The organism is Streptomyces sp. S465, assembly GCF_026898115.1.
Taxonomy (GTDB): Bacteria; Actinomycetota; Actinomycetes; order Streptomycetales; family Streptomycetaceae; genus Streptomyces; species Streptomyces luomodiensis.
Genome location: NZ_CP114036.1, coordinates 2,158,159 through 2,178,893 on the forward strand (window position 1 = coordinate 2,158,159; position 20,735 = coordinate 2,178,893).

A 20,735-nucleotide genomic window follows, 5' to 3' on the forward strand; every position below is an offset into this window, starting at 1 on the left:
CGCACCCGGCGGTCCCGGATGGCCGCGCCCCTGCTGGGCGACCGGATCGCCGTGGTGGGGGCGGGGATGGTGGGTGCCTGCGTCGCGGCGGTGCTGGCCCGGGGCGCTGGCCGGCGCCCCGGCTGGGCGGCCCGCAGCTGTGGATCCTGCACGACCGGGACCCCGATCCGCTGGACCGGGCGGCCGTGCGGATGCCCCGGACCACCACCGACGGCAGCCGCGTCACCATCGCGACGGCGCGGGGCGACCTCGCCCGGCTGACCGGGAGCGGCGGGACCGCATGGACCACTGTCTGCCGCATCTGGACGCCGTGGTCCAGCGCACGTGACCGCGCGCTACCGCCGGATGGGCGATCAGTGCACATATGTCCGAGAATGGTGGTGCCCGTGACGTCCCCCGCGACGTCCCGACGGACGACGATCAAGGGTAGGGATCATGGACCTGGAGATCGAGCTCAGGGTGGACGGGACCGAGCACCGCCTCACCGTCGACACCCGTACCACGCTGCTGGACGCCCTGCGCGAGCGGCTGGGGAACACCAGCCCCAAGAAGGGCTGCGACCACGGACAGTGCGGCGCCTGCACCCTGCTGCTCGACGGCCGCCGGGTCCTCGGCTGTCTCGCGCTGGCCGTCGCCCACCAGGGCTCGGACATCATCACGGCGGCGGGACTCGCCGACGGTGAGCTCCACCCGCTCCAGCGGTCGTTCATCGCGCACGACGCCTTCCAGTGCGGCTACTGCACACCCGGTCAGATCGTCTCGGCGGCCGGGATGCTGCGGGAGGCCGGGGCGGGCTGGCCGAGCGCCGTGAGCAAGGACCCGAACGCCACCGAGGTGGTGCTGGACGACGAGGAGATCGCCGAGCGGATGAGCGGCAACCTGTGCCGCTGCGCCGCGTACGCCAACATCGTCCCGGCGATCGCGGAGGTGGCGCACCGATGAGGCCCTTTCGCTACGAGCGCGCCGGCGGGGTGTCAGCGGCCGTCACCACCCTGGTCCGGGAGCCCGAGGCGGCCTATCTGGCCGGGGGCACCAATCTGGTCGATCTGATGCGGCTGGAGGTGACCACCCCGGAGGTGCTGATCGACGTCCGGCGGCTCACCTCCGACCGGATCGAGGAGCTGCCCGACGGCGGACTGCGCATCGGCGCGGCGGTGACCAACAGCGATCTGGCCGCCGACCCGCGGGTCCGGCGCCGCTATCCGGTGCTCTCCCAGGCGCTGCTCTCGGGCGCCTCGGGCCAGCTGCGCAATCTGGCCACCACCGGCGGGAACCTGCTCCAGCGCACCCGCTGCCCGTACTTCCAGAACGTCACCACCCCCTGCAACAAACGCGCACCGGGCTCGGGCTGTTCGGCACTGGAGGGCTACCAGCGCGACATGGCGGTCCTCGGCGCCTCCCCCGCCTGCGTGGCCACCCACCCCTCCGACATGGCGGTCGCCCTGGCCGCACTGGACGCGGTGGTGGCGGTGGCCGGACCGGACGGTCAGCGGCGGATCCCGCTGACCGAACTGCACCGGCTGCCGGACTCCGCCCCCGAGCGCGACACCGTGCTCGAGCGCGGTGAGCTGATCACCGATGTGGAGCTACCGCCCCCGCACGCCGCGACCCGCTCCCGCTACCGCAAGGTGCGCGACCGCGCCTCGTACGCCTTCGCGCTGGTCTCGGTCGCCGCCGCGCTGGACGTCGCCGACGGGGCGGTACGGGACGCGCGCATCGCGCTGGGCGGGGTGGCGCACAAGCCCTGGCGGGCCACCACCGCCGAGGCGGCGCTGCGCGGCGCGCCCGCCACCCGGGAGAGCTTCGTGGACGCGGCCGCGGCCGAACTGTCCGGGGCGCGGCCGCTGCCGGGCAACGCCTTCAAGGTGCCGCTCGCCCGCAACACGATCGTCGCCACCCTGCTGGAACTGCTGGAGGAGGCGCGATGAGCGACGTCACGGCCCGCCCCCGCGCCATCGGTATCCCGATGGATCGCGTCGACGGCGTGCAGAAGGTCACCGGCACCGCCACCTACGCCTATGAATGGCCCCTCGATCAGCCCGTCTACCTCTATCCGCTCCAGTCCACGATCGCCTCCGGGCGGGTGACCGGGGTGGACAGCGCGCTCGCGGAGGCGGAGCCGGGGGTGCTGGCCGTGCTCAGCCACCTCAACGCCCCCACGCTGACCCGGCCCGACGATCCGGAGCTGGCCGTCCTCCAGTCCGACGAGGTCGCCTGGCGCGGTCAGTTCATCGGCGCGGTGGTGGCCGAGAGCCTGGAGACCGCGCGCCGCGCGGCGGGGCTCGTCCGCGTCACCTACGAGAGCAGGACCCCCGATGTGGTGCTGCGCGCCGACCGCGACGACCTCTACACCCCGGCGCACGCGGCCACCTTCGGCACCGGCGGCGGAGAGCTCCAGGACGGCTCGCCCGCCGACAGCCTGCTGGGGGACGTCGAGACGGCCCTGGCGGCCGCGCCGACCATGGTGGACGCCACGTACACCACGCCGATGTACCACAACAATCCGATGGAGCCGCACACCGCCGTCGTCACCTGGTCGGACGGGGAGCTGATCGTGCGCTGCTCCACCCAGGGCGTCTCCTTCAGCCAGGCCCTGATCTCCGGGGTGCTGGGTCTTGAGCCGGGGCGGGTGCGGGTGGTCTCCCCGCATGTCGGGGGCGCGTTCGGCTCGAAGGTCTACCCCCACTCGTACGCCGTCCTGGCCGCGATGGCGGCCCGGACCGTCCGCCGGCCGGTCAAGTTCACCCTCACCCGCCAGCAGATGTTCGCCCTGGTCGGGTACCGTCCCGCGTCGATCCAGCGGATGCGGCTGGGCGCCGACCGGGACGGCAGGCTGATCGCGCTCGCCCATGATGTGATCGAGCAGACCGCCAAGGCCAAGGGGTACGCGGAGCAGGTGGCCGTCTGCTCCCGGATGATGTACGCGGCGCCGCACCGGCGCACCACCCACCGGCTGGCCCCGCTGGACGTCCCGGTGCCGACGATCATGCGGGCGCCGGGCGAGGCGCAGGGGATGTACGCGCTGGAGTCGGCCCTGGACGAGATGGCGCTGGCCTGCCGGCTGGACCCGGTGGAGTTCCGCATCCGCAATGAGCCGGAGGTGCATCCGGAGTCCGGGCTGCCGTTCTCCAGCCGCCATCTGGTGGCCTGTCTGCGCGAGGGCGCCCGCCGGGCCGGATGGGAGCGGCGCGATCCGGCCCCCCGGTCGCGGCGCGAGGGGCGCTGGCTGGTGGGCACCGGCGTGGCCGCCTCGACGTACCCCTCCCCCCGCTTCCCCGGGAACGCGGCCACGATCCGGATCGGCCCGGACGGCCACTACACGGTGCGGATCGCCGCCGCCGACCTGGGCACCGGCACCTGGACGGCGCTCACCCAGATCGCCGCCGACGCACTGGGCGTCCCGGTCGGGGAGGTGGAGATGCGGATCGGGGACACGGCGCTGCCGGCCGCGTCGGTCGCCGGGTTCTCGGCCGGCATCAACAGCTGGGGCAGCGCGATCTGGGAGGCCGCGGACCGGCTGCGGGCCCGGCTGCGGACCGAGCACGGCGGTATCGCGCCACCGGGCGGCCTGGAGGCCACTGCGGAGCTGCCGGGCGGCAACCCGGACGCCGAGCGCTACGCGATGCACAGCTTCGGCGCCCAGTTCGCCGAGGTACGGGTCGACCAGGACACCGGGGAGGTGCGGGTGGCGCGGCTGCTGGGGATGTTCGACGTGGGCCGGGTCATCAACCCCAAGACGGCGCGGTCCCAGCTGATCGGCGGGATGACCCAGGGGATGTCGATGGCGCTGTACGAACACAGCGTGCTCGACCCGCGGTTCGGGCATGTGGTCAACCAGGACTTCGCCCAGTACCACATCGCCTCCCACGCCGATGTGCACGCCGTCGAGGCCCACTGGCTGGACGAGTCCGACCCGCACACCAACCCCATGGGCGCCAAGGGCCTCGGTGAGGTGGGCATCGTCGGCACGGCCGCGGCCATCGCCAACGCCGTGCACCACGCCACCGGTGTCCGGGTCCGCGAACTGCCCATCACCCTCGACAAACTGCTGCCCTGAGCCATGGCCGGGTCCGGTGCACCGATCCTGGTGACCGGCGCCGCCGGGAGCGTCGGGGCCGTCGGCCGCGGCGTGGTGGCGGAGCTGCGCCGGCGCGGGCTGCCGGTGCGCGCCCTGGTCCACCGCGAGGACGAGCGGGCGGCGGCCCTGCGCGCGACGGGCGCGGAGGTGGTGGCGGGCGATCTGACCCGCGCCCCGGACGTGGTCCGCGCGCTGGACGGCTGCGGACGGATGTACTTCGGCATGAGCGTGTCGCCGCGCTACCTGGAGGCGACGATGACCACGGCGGTGGTCGCCCGCGCCTCCGCACGGCTGGAAGCGCTGGTCAACATGTCGCAGATGACGGTCTCCCAGATGGACCTGACCAGCACGGCGGAATCCACCCAGCACCGTCAGCAATGGCTGGCCGAACACGCGCTGAACTGGTCGGGACTCCCGGTCACGCACATCCGGCCCACCGTCTTCATGGAGAACCCGCTGTTCGAGGTCTTCGTCTACGCCTCGATCGCGCAGGAGGGCACGATCCGGCTGCCGTTCGGCACCGGGCGCACCTCCCCCGTCGCGGCGCGGGACGTGGCCGCGGTGGTGGCCGAGGTCCTGGCGGACCCGCCCGCCCACATCGGCAGGGTCTACCAGCTGACCGGCCCGGCCTCGCGCGATATGACCGCCATGGCCGAGGAGTTCAGCAGTGCGCTGGGGCGTCCGGTCAGCTATGTGGACGTCTCCTACGAAGCCTGGGTCAACCACGACCTGGGAGCGCTGGGCCTGCCCGCCCATGTCGCCGACCATCTCGCCACGATGGCGCGGCTGCACGCGGAGAACCGCTACGACCGGGTGACCGACGACATCGAAAGGATCACCGGAAGGCCCGCGACGGGGGTGCGGGAATTCGTCCGCGACCACCCCGGGAAGTTCACGGAAGGAGCGGGGTGAGCGGCGAGGCGGCAGCCTCCCGCACGGTGCCGGCCCGCCGCTTCACCGCGCCGGCGGGGCCGGCCGCCCCATGGCGTATCCGACCGGCTGACGACCGGCGCTCACGGCGGACCTGCTGCCGGACCCGCGTCCCCACCGGCAGGCGGCCGGGCCGCGGACGGCCGAGCCCGAACGGCGAAGGAGCGGACGGGTCAACGGCGCGGCGGGGACACCGGATCAGCCCATGGGCGCACCGCCGAGCGGCGCCCGCCGACTGACCGCGCCCGGCGGGCAGCCGATGGGGCGTCAGGCGGCCGGGCACCGCCCGGTACCGCCGGGTCTGCGGGGGCCGGTTCAGTTCGCGGGGGCGCCGCGGCGGGGTGTGGGGCGGCCGGTGGGTGGCACGCGGAGGCAGCCGTCCGGGCCGCAGGTGGCGGTGCGGTCGTACAGATCCATCAGGCGGCGGGCCGCGCGGGCGATGTCGTAGCGGTCGAGGGCGTCCGGGACCGGGTAGCGCAGGGGGCCCGCGGCGGCCTGCCGGCGCAGGGCGTCGGCGAGGGCGGCCGGGCCGGGGGCGATGCGGCGGGCGCCGGGGGCGGCGCCGGCGGGGAGTTCGTCGAGGGCGGGGCAGACGGTGTGCAGCACCGGCAGCCCGGCCGCGAGCGCCTCCAGCGCCGCGAGGCCGAACGCCTCCTCGACGGAGGGCGAGACCAGGACGTCCATGGCGGCCAGCAGTCCGGGCAGCCCCGCGGGCCGGTCGTCGGCCGGGGCCACCGCGCCGTCGCGCTCCCCCAGCAGCCGGACCCGGTCGGCCACGCCGAGCCGGGCGGCCAGGTCCTCCAGCGCGGGGCGCTCGGGGCCGTCGCCGACCAGCAGCAGCCGGGCGCCGGGCACGTCGGCGACGGCCCGTACCGCCGCGTCGAACCGCTTGTCCGCCACCAGCCGGCCGACCCCGCCGACCACGAAGGCCCGCTCGGAGATGGCGAGACGGGCGCGGGCGGCCGCGCGGGCGGTCGGCTCGAAGTGGAAGTGGCGGGCGTCGATCCCGTTGGGCACCAGGTGGATCCGGGGGTTGGGCACCCCCAGGTCGCGCAGCCGGTCGGCGACGGCGGCCGAGACGGCGACGGTCGCCGAGCCCAGCCGTTCGGCGGCGAGGTAGCGGGCGCGGAGGGCGGCGGTGAGCGGACGGCCGTCGATCCGCCGCTCACCCAGGCTGTGTTCGGTGGCGATCACCGCCCGCACCCCGGCCAGCCGCGCGGCGATCCGGCCGAGCACACAGGCCCGGTAGAGGTGGGTGTGCACCAGGTCGTAGCCGCCGGACCGGATCATCCGCGCCAGTCTGGGTACGGCGGCGAGCTGCCGCGCACGCCCGCCACCCGGGAGCCCGCCGCCCAGAGGCTCACCGCCCAAGGGCTCGCCGCCCAGGGGCAGATGGGTGACGGGGACGCCGTCCGCGCGGATGCCGTGCGCGGTGGCGCCGGGGCCGGAGAGGGCGATGACGTCACAGCGCACCGGCACATGGCGCAGGAGCAGCCTCAGTTGCTGTTCGGCTCCTCCGGCCCCGAGGCGGGAGATGATGTGCAGAACTCTCATCGGGCGACTGCGCCCCATCTCGGTGTGCCAATGTGACGTCGATCGGCTCCGACCCTGCCAGACGTCGGGATGTAAATCACGTAAGACGCGCACCGCTGGGCCGTCGGAGTGGACATCTCACGGACCGTCAACAGGGCGCGCCGAATTTCCGATGTGCGCCGCCGCGCCCCGTGCGATTGTTACCTTCTCATCTCGCGCGATGACCTGAAGAATGAATGACCCATATGGGCCATCAGGACGCGACATTCGGTTCCAGCCAGACCCGCGGGAGTGCCCAGATGTCTGCACCGACCCCCGTCAGAGATTCCCCCCGGAAAACCGGCGCACGCCCCGTGCACGCCGGGCCGCCGCCCGCGCGTACGGCGTCGGATTCCCGCGTTCCGCACCATCGCCCCGCCCCGGTGTACGAGTACAAGCGGTACAGCGAGTTGGCGGGCCCGCTGACGGAGCCCCCCGCGAACCGCCCCTACCGGGTGCGCTGCCGGAGTCTGCTGGCCCAGGAGCCGCACCGGTTCCGGGCCGCGCTGCTGCTGTGCGCGGCGCCGGTGTGCTCGGCGCTGCTGCTGTTGTGGCTGCTGCGCCCCGACCACTGGGTGCGCCGCGACTACGCACCGGCGTGGCAGTGCGCGGCGGATGTCGCGATGCTGGTCTCGATCGCGCTGATCGAGAGCTTCCGCCTGTTCACGGTCGTCTCCAACGCCCATGCCACCCTGGTGGCGCGGGATCCGGTGCCGGTGGTGCCGGAGCCGGGGACCCGGGTGGCGTTCCTGACCAGCTTCGTGCCCGGCAAGGAGCCGATCGCGATGGTCCGGGCCACGCTCGAGGGAGCGGTACGCATCCGGCACACCGGGCCGCTGGACGTCTGGCTGCTCGACGAGGGGGACGACGACGAGGTCAAGGCGCTGTGCGCGCGGCTGGGCGTACGGCACTTCTCCCGCAAGGGCGTCGAGAAGTGGAATCAGCCCAAGGGCGCTTTCCGGGCGCGGACCAAGCACGGGAATTACAACGCCTGGCTGGACGCCCATGGCGACGCATATGAATTCATGGCGTGTGTGGACACCGACCATGTGCCGCTCCCCAACTTCCTGGAGCGCATGCTGGGTTACTTCCGGGACCCGGATATCGCCTTTGTTGTCGGACCGCAGGTCTACGGGAATTACGACACCCCGGTCACCAAGGCCGCCGAAAGCCAGCAGTTCCTTTTCCACGCGCTGATCCAGCGGGCGGGAAACGCGTATGGCGGCCCGATGTTCGTGGGCACCAACAATGCCGTACGGATCAGCGCGCTGCGCTCGATCGGCGGACTGTACGACTCGATCACCGAGGACATGGCCACCGGTTTCGAGCTGCACCGCCGCCGCAACCCCGCGACCGGGAAGAAGTGGCGCTCGGTCTACACCCCCGACGTGCTGGCGGTGGGCGAGGGACCGAGCGCCTGGACGGACTTCTTCACCCAGCAGATGCGGTGGAGCCGCGGCACCTACGAGACCCTGCTCAAGCAGTTCTGGAAGGGCCTGTTCACCCTGTCGCCGGGCAAGCTGCTCAACTACTCGCTGATGATCGCGTACTACCCGATGACCGCGCTCAACTGGATGCTCTCCGCGCTGTCCTGTGCGCTGTTCCTGATGCTGGGCGCCGCCGGGATCCACGTCCCGGCCGAGATGTGGATGATGCTCTACAGCGACGCGGCGATGCTCCAGATCGGCCTGTACGTCTGGAACCGGCGGCACAACGTCTCCCCGCACGAGCCGGAGGGCTCCGGCGGGCTGGCCGGGATGCTGCTCTCGGCGCTGTCCGCCCCGATCTACGCCAAGTCGCTGTGCGACGCGGCGCTGCGGCGCACCAGCCGGTTCGTGGTCACGCCCAAGGGCGACTCGTCCAGCCCCGACCGGCTCTCCACGTTCCGTATCCATCTGCTGTGGGCGGGGGTGTTCGGCTCCTCGCTGATCGGTTCGTTCTTCCTGGGCCACACCCATGCGGTGATGCGCGTCTGGGCGGTGCTCGCCCTCGCCCTGTGTCTGGCCCCGGTGGCGATCTGGTCGGTGGGGCTGGTACGCCGCGGGCGACGGCGCCCGGCGCGCGGAACGGTGCCGTCGGCGCGCGCGGACAGCCCGTGCCCGGCGGCGGCCAAGGAGAAGGACAAGGAGAAGGCCCCGGTCTGCGCGCTGTGACCGGCCGGCAGGGCGGGCCGTGGCACGGGGCGCCCCCCTTCGCCCCCTTTGAGGTCAGGCCCTAGCGGTGGTGGCCGGCGTTGCGGGCCAGGTCGAGCGCGTACGCGGTCCACCAGTGGCCGGCCGGGGGGCCGCCGTTGCAGGTTCCGTCGGACTCCCCGGGCCGTTTGATCCACAAGTACGCGTCCACCCGGGGGTCACCGGTGTGGGTGCTGGGCGGTTCGCCCAGCGCCCGCCCCGGTGGGTTGCACCAGGAGTTCCGGGCCCTGACCCCGTGCCGGGCCGCGCCGCGCGGCCGCAGCGGCCCGTTGCCGTTCCGGCTGGTGTCGATGACGAAGTGGGTGCCGTCCAGGGCGCGGGAGAGCCGGTGGCCGTACGCCCTGATGACCCGGGTCGGCTGGAAGTTGGCGACGTTCAGCGCGAAGCCGTCCGCCTGCTCGATGCCGCCCTCGCGCAGCGGCTTCACCAGCCGGGCGGGGTTCTTGATCCAGCCCGGGTTCCCCGCGTCCACGTACACCCGGACGTGGGGCAGCGCGGCGAACATGGCGACCGCGTCGCGGATCATCGCCAGCCGGGCGGTGCGCAGCCGGGCGGGCACACAGCCGTCGACGATCTGGGCCACCGCGTCGGGTTCCAGTACGACGATCGCTTTTCGATCGCCGATGCCCAGGGTGATCTGCTCGATCCACTTCCGGTATTCCCTGCCGTCCTTCGCGCCGCCCGCGGAGTACCGTCCGCAGTCGCGGTACGGGATGTGATAGGGCACCAGGACGGGGGTGGACCCGGTGCGCGCCGCGGATTCCGTGATGAAGCGGACCCGTTCGCGCGGCGGCGCGGGGCCGAGCCACTCCGCGACCGGCTGCTGGGCGATCCGCCGGATGAGCTCGGCATCGCCGTTCTTCCCCGCCCTCTCCCGCTCATGGGCCTGCCGGGCGGCCGGGCTGTCCGGGTTCACCCAGAGCCCGCCCCGCCGCGGGGAGTCGAACCATTGGCATCCGCTCAGCGGAAGCGTCGCCATGACGCACACGGCGGCACACACCCCATGCCGCACAACGGTCTTTCTGGCACCTTTCTCGCGCATGCGTCGAATCATGGCACCGCGTGCCGCCGGTTCAGCGGACGCGGCGCTCGTGGTCTCCGATGTCGTGCCCCGCGCCCGGCCGGCCGTCGCCCGCGTCGCCCCCGTCGTCCTCCGGGCGGCCGCCCGCGTCGCCCTCCGGGTGCCACAGCGGATGCTCATGGGCCGCCCACGCCCGCTCGACGCTGCCGGTGCGCATACCGCGCCGGGCCTCCGGATCGGCGAGCGCCTTGCCGATGTGGCCGAGCAGGACGACGCCGACCGCCAGCGCCAGCCAGTCGTGGACGAAGGTGGCACTGGTGCGCCACACCAGCGGAGCCAGTCCGGTGAACCACATGAGCAGCCCGGTGCCCGCCATCACCAGCACCGCGCCCGCGAGGTATCCGGCGTAGAGCTTCTGCCCCGCGTTGAACTTGCCCGCGGGCCGCTCCGCACGGCGGTGGTCGCGCCGCAGCGCCGCGCGCAGCCAGCGGCGGTCGTGCGGGCCGAACCGGTTGAGGCGGGTGAGGTCGGCGCGGAAGGCGCGGGAGGCGAGCCCGAGCAGGGCCGGGAGGGGCGTCAGGATGCCGGACCACTCGTGGACGGTGACCACGAGCGCGCGCCGGCCCACGAGTTCGGCCAGCTGGGGCAGGTACAGACAGGCCGCGCTCAGCACGCACGCCCCCAGCAGGGCGGCCGTGGTGCGGTGGATCCAGCGCTCGGCGGGGCTGAACCGGAGCACCCGGGACCCGGACCGGGATCGGGACCCGGACCAGGGCCGGTCGCCGTGCTCAGGCGGTGGGGTCATCGTCACGCCCGTTCGACCTGCCGACCCAGGCGTCGACGTCATAGCCCCGGTCCTCCCAATAGCCGGGCCGCACCTCATCGGTGACGGTGATACCGGAGAGCCACTTCGCCGACTTGTAGAAGTACATGGGTGCCACATACAGCCGCACCGGCCCGCCGTGCGCGTGCCCGAGCGGCTCGTCCCGCAGCTTCAGCGCGACCAGCACATCCGGGCGCCGGGCCTGGTCGAGCGTCAGGCTCTCGGTGTACGCGCCGTCGAAGCAGGTGAAGCGGACGGCCTTGCCCCGCGGGCGCACCCCGGCCGCGTCGAGCAGCGCCGACAGCCGCACCCCCTCGAACGGGGTCGCGCGCACCCGCCAGCCGGTGACGCACTGGACGTCGCGGACCAGACGGGTCTGCGGGAGCGCGCGCAGATCGGCGAGGCGGTACTCGGCGGGCTTGTCGACGAGCCCGCCGACGGTGAGGCGGTAGCTGCCGGCGTCCTTGTGGGGCACGGAGGAGGTGACGGAGTAGTAGCGGAATCCCCCGCCGTTGGGGAGGAGGCCGGTCACCCCCGTCGGGTCCTTGTCGGCCACCGCGCCCAGCGCGGTCTCCAGCCGGTCCTGCAACCAGGGCGCCGCGGCCATCGCGCCGGCGCCGAGGCCGAGCATGCCGAGAACGAGGCGCCGGCCGACGGGGGCGCCCCGGCCGTCGGCTCCGGCACCGGTGTTGGGGTCCATGGACCGATGAGAGCACCGGGCGGGGGCGACGCGCCATCTCCGCCGGGGATTCGTCAGCGTTCCGTAAGACTCCGTCGTGGCCTACGAGGCGTCGAGCGAGGCGAGCAGTGCGAGGGCGTCGGCCGAGGGGCTGCCGGGAGCCGCGTGCAGGAGCAGCGTCTCCAGTCCGTCGGAGCCGGCCACCTGGAACTTCTCGACCAGCAGTTCCACCGGGCCGATCGTGGGGTGCCGGATGCGGAAGGTGGTGTCGCGGGCGGTGCGCACGTCGTGGCGCGCCCACAGCACGCGGAACCGCTCGCTCTTGACGGAGAGCTCACCGATCAGGGTGTGCAGACGCTCGTCGTCGGTCTCGGTGCCGATCTGGGCGCGCAGGTGCGCCACGGCGGTGGCCGTGTACTGCTCCCAGTCGTCGTGGTAGTCGTGTGCCGCCTGCTCGGTGAAGAGCGTCCGCAGCCGGTTCGTCCCCGGCTCCATGTCCGGCGCCAGGGCTCGGGCCAGCCGATTGGCGGCCAGCACGTCGCTGTACTTGTTGAACACCATGGCGGGCACGTTGACAGTGCGCAGCAGCAGGCCAAGGCTCTGGGGTACGCGCGCGTCCGTCCGGTCCGGGCGGCGGCTCGGCTTGGGGCCGGCCAGCGACATCAGATAGGCCGTGCCTTCCGCGTCCAGCTGGAGCACATCGGCCAGGGCGTGGATGACCTGGGCCGAGGGGTTGCGGTCGCGGCCCTGTTCCAGGCGCAGGTAGTACTCGACGCTGATCCCGGCCAGCATCGCCACTTCCTCGCGGCGCAGACCCGGCACCCGCCGCGGCCCGTGGCCGGCCGGCAGGCCCGCCTCCGCCGGTGTGACGAGTTCACGACGGGCCCGCAGGAAGTCTCCGAGAGCGTTGTCCACCCGTTCAGCCTAGGCGGCCGCGACTCCCCGTGGGTGTCCCCGCCACTACCAGGAACAGCGGGGACTGGGACCCGGCATGCGCCCGGGTGACAGTGACGGCATGACGAAGACATGGTTCATCACGGGGGTCAACAGCGGGCTCGGCCGGGAGCTGGCGGAGCAGCTCCTCGCGCGCGGCGACCGCGTCGCGGGAACGGTCAGGCGGCAAGGATCGGTCGATGACCTGCGGGACACGTACGGCGACCGGTTCTGGCTCGGCCACCTCGACATCACCGACCTGGCGCGGGTGCGGGAGGTCGTCGACGCCGCCTTCGGCGAGCTGGGCCGTATCGATGTCGTCGTGATCAACGCGGGCTACGGGCTGTTCGGCGCTGCCGAGGAATGCACCGACGAACAGATGGTCCACCAGATCACCACCAACCTGATCGGCTCGATCCAGACGGCGCGGGCGGCGCTGCCGCATCTGCGGGCGCAGGGCGGCGGCCGGATCATCCAGATCTCGTCGGTCGCCGGTCTCGCCGCGCACCCTGGTGCCTCGCTCTACCACGCGGGCAAGTGGGGCGTCGAAGGGTTCATGGAGGCCCTCGCCGGTGAGGTGGCGCCGTTCGGCATCGAGGTGACGCTGGTCGAGCCCGGTGGTGCGCGGACCTCCTTCGCCGGCAGCAGCCTGGCGCTGGGCCGGCCGCTGGCCGCTTACGACGGCACACCGGCCGCCGCGGTACGCGCCTTCAAGGACACCGCCGTCCCGCTCCCCGGCGATCCGGCCAAGGTCGCCGCGAAGGTCATCGACAGCGCCTCCCAGCGGCCCGCGCCGATGCGGCTGGTGCTGGGCAGCGACTCCTACCAGGGCGCCACCGCCGCGCTGCGCAACCGTCTCGCCCACATCGCACCGCAGCGGGCCGGCGCCGCCGAGACCGACGCGGACACCGACGGGACCGCCTGAGCGATCCCGCCGCCGCCGGCCGGGTGCCCGCCCGGCCCGCAACCATGGGGTCGGCCGGGCCGTCCATGGCGTCGGTCTGACCGTCCGCCGGAGGTCAGGACACCGCCTTGGCCGCCGCGCGGCCCGCCGTGCGGCCCGAGAAGAGGCAGCCGCCCAGGAAGGTGCCCTCCAGGGAGCGGTAGCCGTGCACGCCCCCGCCGCCGAAGCCCGCCGCCTCCCCGGCCGCGTAGACGCCGGGCAGCGGTTCGCCGCCCTCGGTCAGGACGCGGGAGGAGAGGTCCGTCTCCAGGCCGCCGAGCGTCTTGCGGGTCAGGATGTGCAGGCGCACGGCGATCAGCGGACCCGCCTTGGGGTCGAGGATGCGGTGCGGGGCGGCGGTGCGGATCAGCCGGTCGCCCAGATAGTTGCGGGTGCCGCGCAGGGCGGTCACCTGGAGGTCCTTGGTGTAGGGGTTGGCGATCTCGCGGTCCCGGGCGACGATCTCCCGCCGCAGCCCGGCCTCGTCGATGAGCGGCTCCTTGGTGAGCTCGTTCATCCGCCGGACCAGCGCCGTCAGCGACCGCTCCACGATGAAGTCCGCGCCGTGGTCCATGAACGCCTGGACCGGGCCCGGGACGCCGGCCCGCGCACGGCCGATCACCTCGCGGACGCTCTTGCCGGTGAGGTCCGGGTTCTGTTCGGAGCCGGAGAGCGCGAACTCCTTCTCGATGATCTTCCGGGTGAGCACGAACCAGGTGTGGTCGTAGCCGGTCCGCATGATGTGCTCGAGCGTGCCGAGGGTGTCGAAGCCGGGGAAGAGCGGCACCGGCAGCCGGTTGCCACGGGCGTCGAACCACAGCGAGGACGGGCCGGGCAGGATGCGGATGCCGTGCCGGGGCCAGATCGGGTTCCAGTTCTCGATGCCCTCGGTGTAGTGCCACATCCGGTCGCGGTTGATGATCCGTCCGCCGGCGGCCTCGGCGATGCCCAGCATCTTGCCGTCCACATGGGCCGGAACCCCGGAGATCATCCGCTCGGGCGGGGAGCCGAGCCGCTCGGGCCAGTTGGCGCGGACGAGGTCGTGGTTGCCGCCGATGCCGCCGGAGGTGACGATCACGGCTTGGGCGCGCAGTTCGAAGGCGCCGGTGACCTCGCGGCCGCTGGCGGTGCCGCGCTCGGCACGGCTGGGCTCCAGGATGTCGCCGGTGACCGTGTCGACCGTGCCCGCGCTGCGGCCCAGCCCCGTCACCCGGTGCCGGAAGCGCAGGTCGACCAGGCCGCGGGCGGCGGCCGCGCGCACCCGCCGCTCGAAGGGGGCGACGACGCCGGGGCCGGTGCCCCAGGTGATGTGGAAGCGGGGCACGGAGTTGCCGTGCCCGGTCGCGTCGTAGCCGCCGCGTTCGGCCCAGCCGACGAGCGGGAACAGCCGCAGCCCCTGGGCGTGCAGCCAGGACCGCTTCTCGCCCGCCGCGAAGTCCACGTACGCCTCGGCCCAGCGGCGCGGCCAGTGGTCCTCCTCGCGGTCGAACCCGGCCGTGCCCAGCCAGTCCTGCCAGGCGAGGTCGCGGCTGTCGCGGATGCGCAGGCGGCGCTGCTCGGGTGAGTCGACGAGGAAGAGGCCGCCGAAGGACCAGTGGGCCTGGCCGCCGAGCGACTGCTCGGGCTCCTGGTCGAGCAGGATCACCTTGCGGCCGGCGTCGGCCAGTTCGGCGGTGGCCGCGAGGCCCGCGAGCCCCGCGCCGACCACGATCACATCCGCGTCGTACGCCATGGTGTGGTGTCCCGTTCTCGTGAGCCCGCCGACGCCCGCCGGCGGTGTCGTGACCGCGATCCTGCCTACCGGCCAGTACGGCGTCAACCCGCGGCATGGGAGCGGTTTCCGGCCGCTCCCATGCCCGTCGGTGTGGTGCCGACGGCGCGGCGAAACCTCGGCGCCGAACAAAAGGGCACAATCGTTCACTGATATTGGACAGGGTTTGGCTGACGGTGCATCATCATCGACCATGGCTGACAGCTCCGTTGAGCGTTCAGGGCCGACCCCCACCGTGGGACGCCGCGTGGTGAACCCGACCCTCGTCACGCCCGGCCCGCAGCCCCTGGAGGCCGGACCGCCCGCGGACGAGGCGCCACAGGTGCTCCGCGGCGAGGTGATCGGGCCCCGGCACGCCCGCCACCGCCCGGTGGACAACCGGCGCAAGGCAGCCGCCGGGGCGATCCTGCTGTCCGCCACCGGCGCCGCCACCGCGCTCCTGATGTTCCTGGGCAAGGACGCCCGCGAGGCGTCGGCCGCCCCCGAGCACCACACCGCCACGGCCGCCCCCGACGAGCCGGACAGCCAGGCCGTCCCGTACGCCGAGGCGGCGGTGGGCGACACCCCGCTGCGCGGTGCGCGCGCCGAGAAGTCCGAGCAGCCCGAGTCGCGGCGGCCCGCCACCGCGCAGCCGACGGCCCAGGCCCCGGCCGACGGCTCCACCCCGGCGGCCGGGCCCCGGACCCCCTCGTCCGGCGGGAACCGCTCCGCCCCGTCCTGGCCGGACCGGGCTTCGCAGGGGTCGGGGCGGTACGAGGACTGGCAGGACGCGGCGGAGGCGTTCGACCGCTGGGTCGAGCAGCAGGCGAGGCAGTACGCCGACGACGGCGGCTCCGGGCCCTACGGGACGGGCCAGGGCGACGGGCGCGGTCGGCGCGGGCACGGCGGCGGCTACGGCGGCTATGGCGGCGGCCACGGGGGCGGGAACGGCCACGGGGGCGGCTACGGCGGTGGCCACCGCCGCTGACCGCGTCCGCGATCTGCTTGTATGGCGGTATGCCTGATCAGGAACCGCGTTCCGCCGACGAACTACTGGACATCGTGGACGAGCGGGACCGCGTGGTGGGCCAGGCCCGACGCGGTGACGCCATGGCCCACCGACTCCGGCACCGCTGCGTCTTCATCCAGGCGCGGGACGCCCAGGGCCGGATCTTCGTCCATCGCCGCACCGCCGAGAAGCTGGTCTTCCCGTCGCTGTACGACATGTTCGTCGGCGGGGTCGTCGGCGCGGGCGAGAGCTACGACGAGGCGGCGCTGCGCGAGGCTGAGGAGGAGCTGGGGGTGCGGGGGCTGCCCGCGCCCGTGCCGCTGTTCTCCTTCCTCTACGAGACGCCCGAGCACACCTGGTGGAGCCGGATCTACGAGGTGCGCTGCGAGCTGCCGGTCGATCCGCAGGTCGAGGAGGTCGCCTGGCACACCTTCCTCACCGAGGAGGAGCTGACCCGCCGGCTGCCCGAGTGGGAGTGGGTGCCGGACGGGCGGGAGGCGTACCGGCGGCTGGTGGAGTGGCGCCGTGAGAGGCTCGAAGCGTGACCGAGTCCGCCGAACCCACCGAATCCGCCGAACCCGCCGAGCCCGGCTCTCCGGAAGCCTCCGGGCCCGCCGATGCGCGTGGCGGCGGTCTGGCCTCCGTCGTCGCGGAGGTGCGGCTGTGGTTCGCGCCCGAGCGGCTGCGGACGGAGGGCGACACCCCCGACTACCGCTTCTCGCTCGCCAACGAACGGACCTTCCTGGCGTGGCTGCGCACCGCGATGGCGCTGGTCGGCGGCGGATTCGCGGTCGACCAGTTCCTCCCGGGGACGGGCCGGCCGCTGCGGCTGGCCCTGGCCCTCATCCTGCTGGCGGGCGGTGCGATGTGCGCGCTGCGGGCCATCAACCACTGGATGCGCTGCGAGCGGGCGATGCGACGCGGCGAGGACCTGCCGGTGTCCCGGTTCCCGGTGGTGCTGGCCGTCGCGGTCGGGGTGGTCGCGCTGCTGATGGTGATCGTGGCCGCCTTCGGGTGGGGCGGGTGAGCCGGGAGGTGTGAGGCGATGCCCGAGGGGAACAGAACGGACGGAACACGAACGCAGGACCGGGACCCAGGGCTCCAGCCGGAGCGGACGCGGCTGGCCTGGCGGCGTACGACGCTGGCGTGCGCGGTGGCCGCCTCGCTCGCGGGGCGCCAGACCTTGCACGGCGGTGCCGACCCGGCAGCGCTCGTGATCCTGGCCCTGGTGGTGCTGGCCTGGCTGGCCTTCCTGGTGTCGGCTCACCGCCGTATCCGGGCCATGAACGCGTCACGGCCGCCCGCCCTGTCCCCGCGGACGGCCGCGGCCGCGGTCACCTGCACCCTCGCCCTGGCCCTCCTGGGAGCGGCCACCCTGCGCTGAGCCCCACCCAGCGCTTCACCCCCGCCCGGGGCCGCCCGGATCGCTCAGTCCACCGTGATGGCGATCTTGCCCCTGACGTGGCCCTCCATGCTGAGCCGGTGCGCGTCGGCCGTCTTCGGGAGGGGGAAGACCTCGGCGACCTCGACGCCGAGGGCGCCGCGCTCGGCGAGGTCGGTGAGGTCCTGGAGGTCGTCGGGGTCGGGGCGGACGAAGACGTAGTGGCCGCCGAGGCCAAGGACCGCGGGGTCGGCGATGGAGGCCAGGCGGCCGCCGGGGGCGAGGAGTTCGGGGGAGGCGGTGAGGGCGTCGCCGCCGACCAGGTCGAATACCGCGTCCACCCCGTTCGGGGCGAGGGCGCGGACCCGGTCGGCGAGTCCCTCCCCGTACGTGGTCGGTTCGGCGCCGAGCGCGCTCAGGTACGCGTGGTTGCGCTCGCTCGCGGTGCCGATCACGCGGGCGCCCATGTGCCGGGCCAGCTGGACCGCCATCGAGCCGACCCCGCCCGCCGCCGCGTGGACCAGGACGGTGTCCCCCTCACCGGCCTTCAGCGCCCGCGTCAGTGTCTGGTAGGCGGTCAGGCCCGCCAGGGGGATGCCCGCGGCCTGTGTGAAGGAGAGGTTCCGCGGTTTGCGGGCGAGGGTGCGGATGGGCGCGGCCACGTACTCGGCGCAGGTGCCCCGGGAGAGGAAGTCCTCCCGTACGTACCCGATCACCTCGTCGCCGGGCTGGAACTCCGTCACCGCCGGACCGGTCCGCTCCACGACCCCGGAGACGTCCCAGCCGGGGATGACCGGGAAGACCGCGTCCAGGAAGGGGTCGAGGTAGCCGGCCCGCGTCTTCCAGTCGACGGGGTTCACGGCGGCCGCCTTGACCCTGATCAGCACGGTGTCGGGGCCGACCTTGGGCTCCGGCCGCTCCCCGTACTCCAGGACCTCGGGGCCGCCGTAGCTGCGGTAGCTGATGGCCTTCATGGTGGTACTCCTCGCCTTTCTCGTGTTGCTCGTGTTGGTCGCGGGTCTCGCCCCCTCGCTGTCGCCGAGACCCACTGGACTACATACCGACTGGTCGGCATCATGTGGTGGGACGGTCCGCCCGTTTCCCCTACCCGAGTACCGAGGAAGAGGCGCGATGAACGCAGGCAATCCCCCAGGGCTCGACCTCGAGCGGCTCCGTGCCCACCTCGACCGCGAACGGGCGGGGCTGGTGCGCGGGCCGCTGAGCGCCGAGCTGATCGAAGGCGGCCGTTCGAATCTCACCTACACCGTCACCGACGGCGCGTCCCGCTGGGTCGTCCGGCGTCCGCCGCTGGGCCATGTGCTCGCCACCGCCCATGACATGGCGCGCGAACACCGGGTGATCAGCGCGCTGCACCCGACGTCGGTGCCGGTGCCGGAGCCGGTGCTGCTGTGCGAGGACGAGACGGTCATCGGGTCGCCCTTCTACGTCATGGAGTTCGTCGAGGGCACCCCGTACCGCAGCGCCGGGCAGCTGGCCGCGATCGGGCCGGAGCGCACCCGTGAGGTCGTCCTCTCCCTCGTCGATACGCTGGTGGCGCTGCACTCCGTCGACCCGGCCGAGGTCGGGCTCGGCGACTTCGGGCGTCCGGAGGGGTTCCTGGAGCGGCAGCTGCGCCGCTGGGGCAAGCAGCTGGAGGCTTCGCGCAGCCGCGAGCTGCCGGGGATCGACGAGCTGCACACCCGGCTCGCCAAGGCGCTGCCGGTCTCCCCCTCCCCCACGGTGGTGCACGGCGACTACCGCCTCGACAACGTCCTGGTGAACGCCGACGACCGGATCACGGCGATCCTCGACTGGGAGATGTCCACGCTCGGCGATCCGCTGACCGATCTCGGGCTGATCGTGATGTACAGCGGTCATCCGCAGCTCGCCGACGCCCCCATCTCCTCCACCCAGGGCGCCCCCGGCCACCCCGCCACGGACGAGCTGATCCAGCGCTATGCCGAGGGTTCGGGGCGCGATGTCGGCGCCGTCTCCTGGTACACCGCGTTCGCCTACTTCAAGCTGGCGGTGATCCTCGAGGGCATCCACTACCGCTTCACCCTCGGTCGGACCGTCGGTGCGGGCTTCGACCGCATCGGCGACATCGTCCCCGCCTTCATCGACCACGGCCTCACCACCCTCCAGGAGAGCTGATCCCGCATGGACTTCGCATTCGACGCCAGGACCGAAGAGCTGCGCGCCAAACTGCTCGCCTTCATGGACGAGCACGTCCATCCGGCGGAGGCGGTCGTGGAGGAGCAGCGGGCCCGGCTGGACTCCCCGTGGCTCACCCCGCCGATCGTCGAGGAGCTCAAGGCCGAGGCCCGCCGCCAGGGGCTGTGGAACCTGTTCCTGCCCGACGCCGAGTACGGCGCGGGGCTGACCAATCTCCAGTACGCCCCGCTCGCCGAGATCACCGGTCACAGCCCCCAGCTGGCCCCCACGGCGCTGAACTGCGCCGCCCCCGACACCGGCAACATGGAGGTGCTCGCCCAGTTCGGCGACGAGCGGCAGCGCAAGCAGTGGCTGGAGCCGCTGCTCGCGGGGGAGATCCGGTCGGCCTTCGCGATGACCGAGCCCGAGGTGGCCTCGTCCGACGCGACCAATATCGAGACCCGGATCGAGCGCGATGGCGACGACTACGTCATCACCGGGCGCAAGTGGTACATCTCCGGGGCGATGAACCCCGACTGCAAGATCTTCATCGTGATGGGCAAGACCGACCCGGAGGGCGCCGATGTGCGCCGTCAGCAGTCGATGGTGCTGGTCCCGCGCGACACCCCGGGGGTCGAGGTGCGGCGGGCGATGCGGGTGTACGGCTACGAGGACCACTACCACGGCGGCCACGCCGAGGTGGTCTTCGACCGGGTGCGGGTGCCGGTGAGCAACCTCATCGGGGAGGAGGGCGGCGGTTTCGCCATCGCCCAGGCCCGTCTCGGCCCCGGCCGGATCCACCACTGCATGCGGCTGATCGGCATGGCCGAGCGCGGGATCGAGCTGATGTGCCGGCGGGCCGTGGACCGTACGGCCTTCGGCAAGGCGCTCGGCCGGCAGGGCCAGGTGCAGGAGTGGATCGCGGACGCGCGGGTGGCGGTCGAGCAGCTGCGGCTGCTGGTGCTGAAGACGGCCTGGCTGATGGACACGGTGGGCAACCGCGAGGCCCACACCGAGATCCAGGCGATCAAGATCGCGACCCCGCGCACGGTGGTGGACATCCTGGACCGGGCGGTGCAGCTGCACGGCGCGGGCGGGGTCAGCCAGGACTTCCCGCTGGCCGAGCTGTGGGCCGCGGCCCGTACCCTGCGGCTCGCCGACGGCCCGGACGAGGTGCACCAACGCTCGCTGGCCCGCCGGGAGTTGAAGCGCTACCAGTAGACCAGTAGACGCTGACGGAAACGGGTGTGGGGCGCCTGCCGGGCAGGCG

General features: G+C 73.2%; 19 protein-coding genes. 12 read left to right on the forward strand and 7 right to left on the reverse strand.

Translation table 11 applies throughout. The features are described from left to right. Positions 1-435: 435 nt before the first annotated feature. The 4 genes from N6H00_RS09225 to N6H00_RS09240 are packed head-to-tail and all read left to right on the forward strand — an operon-like array spanning position 436 to position 4,990. Positions 436-942: a (2Fe-2S)-binding protein gene (locus tag N6H00_RS09225; RefSeq protein ID WP_268971101.1), complete on the forward strand. Its 507-nt coding sequence runs from the start codon at positions 436-438 to the stop codon at positions 940-942. Further along, a complete protein-coding gene (locus N6H00_RS09230; protein WP_268971102.1) occupies positions 939-1,928 on the forward strand; it encodes an FAD binding domain-containing protein in 990 nt (329 codons plus the stop codon). Before N6H00_RS09225 ends, N6H00_RS09230 begins: the two co-directional genes overlap by 4 nt. Further along, entirely contained in the window at positions 1,925-4,057 is a 2,133-nt protein-coding gene (locus tag N6H00_RS09235; RefSeq protein ID WP_268971103.1) for a xanthine dehydrogenase family protein molybdopterin-binding subunit, read from the forward strand. Before N6H00_RS09230 ends, N6H00_RS09235 begins: the two co-directional genes overlap by 4 nt. Positions 4,058-4,060: 3 nt before the next feature. Then, positions 4,061-4,990, forward strand: coding sequence for an NmrA family NAD(P)-binding protein (locus tag N6H00_RS09240; RefSeq protein ID WP_268971104.1), 930 nt, complete (start codon positions 4,061-4,063; stop codon positions 4,988-4,990). A gap of 333 nt (positions 4,991-5,323) precedes the next feature. Here N6H00_RS09240 and N6H00_RS09245 read toward each other — a convergent pair whose 3' ends face one another. Then, a complete protein-coding gene (locus N6H00_RS09245; protein ID WP_268971105.1) occupies positions 5,324-6,562 on the reverse strand; it encodes a glycosyltransferase in 1,239 nt (412 codons plus the stop codon). A gap of 278 nt (positions 6,563-6,840) precedes the next feature. On the opposite strand from N6H00_RS09245, the gene N6H00_RS09250 reads away from it, so the two are divergent. Further along, a complete protein-coding gene (locus N6H00_RS09250; RefSeq protein WP_268971106.1) occupies positions 6,841-8,733 on the forward strand; it encodes a glycosyltransferase family 2 protein in 1,893 nt (630 codons plus the stop codon). Positions 8,734-8,794: 61 nt separating this feature from the next. Here N6H00_RS09250 and N6H00_RS09255 read toward each other — a convergent pair whose 3' ends face one another. From N6H00_RS09255 to N6H00_RS09270, 4 genes are all read right to left on the reverse strand, one after another. After that, positions 8,795-9,814: a glycoside hydrolase family 6 protein gene (locus tag N6H00_RS09255; protein ID WP_443072918.1), complete on the reverse strand. Its 1,020-nt coding sequence runs from the start codon at positions 9,812-9,814 to the stop codon at positions 8,795-8,797. Between the two features lie 31 nt (positions 9,815-9,845). Then, entirely contained in the window at positions 9,846-10,640 is a 795-nt protein-coding gene (locus N6H00_RS09260) for a cytochrome b/b6 domain-containing protein (protein ID WP_443072919.1), read from the reverse strand. Further along, entirely contained in the window at positions 10,582-11,316 is a 735-nt protein-coding gene (locus N6H00_RS09265) for a molybdopterin-dependent oxidoreductase (RefSeq protein WP_268971109.1), read from the reverse strand. The genes N6H00_RS09260 and N6H00_RS09265 overlap by 59 nt, the downstream gene beginning before the upstream one ends. 81 nt (positions 11,317-11,397) lie before the next feature. Further along, positions 11,398-12,210, reverse strand: coding sequence for a helix-turn-helix domain-containing protein (locus N6H00_RS09270; protein WP_268971110.1), 813 nt, complete (start codon positions 12,208-12,210; stop codon positions 11,398-11,400). 100 nt (positions 12,211-12,310) lie between these two features. On the opposite strand from N6H00_RS09270, the gene N6H00_RS09275 reads away from it, so the two are divergent. Continuing rightward, positions 12,311-13,153: an SDR family oxidoreductase gene (locus N6H00_RS09275; protein WP_268971111.1), complete on the forward strand. Its 843-nt coding sequence runs from the start codon at positions 12,311-12,313 to the stop codon at positions 13,151-13,153. Between the two features lie 94 nt (positions 13,154-13,247). Here the strand turns inward: N6H00_RS09275 and N6H00_RS09280 are convergent, their stop codons facing one another. After that, on the reverse strand, positions 13,248-14,903 hold the full coding sequence (locus N6H00_RS09280; RefSeq protein ID WP_268971112.1) for an FAD-binding dehydrogenase: 1,656 nt from the start codon (positions 14,901-14,903) through the stop codon (positions 13,248-13,250). A 232-nt stretch (positions 14,904-15,135) separates the two neighbouring features. Here N6H00_RS09280 and N6H00_RS09285 point away from each other — a divergent pair, with 232 nt between their 5' ends. The 4 genes from N6H00_RS09285 to N6H00_RS09300 all read left to right on the forward strand — a co-directional run bounded on the left by N6H00_RS09285 (position 15,136) and on the right by N6H00_RS09300 (position 17,314). Then, the gene (locus N6H00_RS09285; RefSeq protein WP_268971113.1) at positions 15,136-15,909 is read left to right on the forward strand and encodes a hypothetical protein; all 774 of its coding nucleotides are present in this window, start codon (positions 15,136-15,138) and stop codon (positions 15,907-15,909) included. A 29-nt stretch (positions 15,910-15,938) separates the two neighbouring features. Beyond that, positions 15,939-16,475: an NUDIX domain-containing protein gene (locus N6H00_RS09290; protein WP_268971114.1), complete on the forward strand. Its 537-nt coding sequence runs from the start codon at positions 15,939-15,941 to the stop codon at positions 16,473-16,475. 89 nt (positions 16,476-16,564) lie between these two features. Next, on the forward strand, positions 16,565-16,957 hold the full coding sequence (locus N6H00_RS09295; RefSeq protein WP_268976886.1) for a YidH family protein: 393 nt from the start codon (positions 16,565-16,567) through the stop codon (positions 16,955-16,957). Positions 16,958-16,975: 18 nt separating this feature from the next. Then, complete coding sequence (locus tag N6H00_RS09300) at positions 16,976-17,314, forward strand: DUF202 domain-containing protein (RefSeq protein ID WP_268971115.1); 339 nt, start codon at positions 16,976-16,978, stop codon at positions 17,312-17,314. 44 nt (positions 17,315-17,358) lie between these two features. Here the strand turns inward: N6H00_RS09300 and N6H00_RS09305 are convergent, their stop codons facing one another. Beyond that, on the reverse strand, positions 17,359-18,285 hold the full coding sequence (locus N6H00_RS09305) for an NADP-dependent oxidoreductase (RefSeq protein WP_268971116.1): 927 nt from the start codon (positions 18,283-18,285) through the stop codon (positions 17,359-17,361). 157 nt (positions 18,286-18,442) lie between these two features. Here N6H00_RS09305 and N6H00_RS09310 point away from each other — a divergent pair, with 157 nt between their 5' ends. Both N6H00_RS09310 and N6H00_RS09315 read left to right on the forward strand, forming a co-directional pair. Then, positions 18,443-19,465: a phosphotransferase family protein gene (locus tag N6H00_RS09310; RefSeq protein WP_268971117.1), complete on the forward strand. Its 1,023-nt coding sequence runs from the start codon at positions 18,443-18,445 to the stop codon at positions 19,463-19,465. A gap of 6 nt (positions 19,466-19,471) precedes the next feature. Further along, positions 19,472-20,686 (forward strand): acyl-CoA dehydrogenase family protein, encoded by a 1,215-nt coding sequence (locus tag N6H00_RS09315; protein ID WP_268971118.1) that lies wholly within the window; start codon positions 19,472-19,474, stop codon positions 20,684-20,686. The last annotated feature ends 49 nt before the right edge of the window (positions 20,687-20,735 follow it).

What these genes read in the sequence shown, in the direction of transcription:
- N6H00_RS09225 (WP_268971101.1), top strand. Translation starts at nt 436, where the DNA reads ATGGACCTGGAGATCGAGCTCAGGGTGGACGGGACCGAGCACCGCCTC.
- N6H00_RS09230 (WP_268971102.1), top strand. Translation starts at nt 939, where the DNA reads ATGAGGCCCTTTCGCTACGAGCGCGCCGGCGGGGTGTCAGCGGCCGTC.
- N6H00_RS09235 (WP_268971103.1), top strand. Translation starts at nt 1,925, where the DNA reads ATGAGCGACGTCACGGCCCGCCCCCGCGCCATCGGTATCCCGATGGAT.
- N6H00_RS09240 (WP_268971104.1), top strand. Translation starts at nt 4,061, where the DNA reads ATGGCCGGGTCCGGTGCACCGATCCTGGTGACCGGCGCCGCCGGGAGC.
- N6H00_RS09245 (WP_268971105.1), bottom strand. Translation starts at nt 6,562, where the DNA reads ATGAGAGTTCTGCACATCATCTCCCGCCTCGGGGCCGGAGGAGCCGAA.
- N6H00_RS09250 (WP_268971106.1), top strand. Translation starts at nt 6,841, where the DNA reads ATGTCTGCACCGACCCCCGTCAGAGATTCCCCCCGGAAAACCGGCGCA.
- N6H00_RS09255 (WP_443072918.1), bottom strand. Translation starts at nt 9,814, where the DNA reads ATGCGCGAGAAAGGTGCCAGAAAGACCGTTGTGCGGCATGGGGTGTGT.
- N6H00_RS09260 (WP_443072919.1), bottom strand. Translation starts at nt 10,640, where the DNA reads ATGACGTCGACGCCTGGGTCGGCAGGTCGAACGGGCGTGACGATGACC.
- N6H00_RS09265 (WP_268971109.1), bottom strand. Translation starts at nt 11,316, where the DNA reads ATGGACCCCAACACCGGTGCCGGAGCCGACGGCCGGGGCGCCCCCGTC.
- N6H00_RS09275 (WP_268971111.1), top strand. Translation starts at nt 12,311, where the DNA reads ATGACGAAGACATGGTTCATCACGGGGGTCAACAGCGGGCTCGGCCGG.
- N6H00_RS09280 (WP_268971112.1), bottom strand. Translation starts at nt 14,903, where the DNA reads ATGGCGTACGACGCGGATGTGATCGTGGTCGGCGCGGGGCTCGCGGGC.
- N6H00_RS09285 (WP_268971113.1), top strand. Translation starts at nt 15,136, where the DNA reads ATGGCTGACAGCTCCGTTGAGCGTTCAGGGCCGACCCCCACCGTGGGA.
- N6H00_RS09290 (WP_268971114.1), top strand. Translation starts at nt 15,939, where the DNA reads ATGCCTGATCAGGAACCGCGTTCCGCCGACGAACTACTGGACATCGTG.
- N6H00_RS09300 (WP_268971115.1), top strand. Translation starts at nt 16,976, where the DNA reads ATGCCCGAGGGGAACAGAACGGACGGAACACGAACGCAGGACCGGGAC.
- N6H00_RS09305 (WP_268971116.1), bottom strand. Translation starts at nt 18,285, where the DNA reads ATGAAGGCCATCAGCTACCGCAGCTACGGCGGCCCCGAGGTCCTGGAG.
- N6H00_RS09310 (WP_268971117.1), top strand. Translation starts at nt 18,443, where the DNA reads ATGAACGCAGGCAATCCCCCAGGGCTCGACCTCGAGCGGCTCCGTGCC.
- N6H00_RS09315 (WP_268971118.1), top strand. Translation starts at nt 19,472, where the DNA reads ATGGACTTCGCATTCGACGCCAGGACCGAAGAGCTGCGCGCCAAACTG.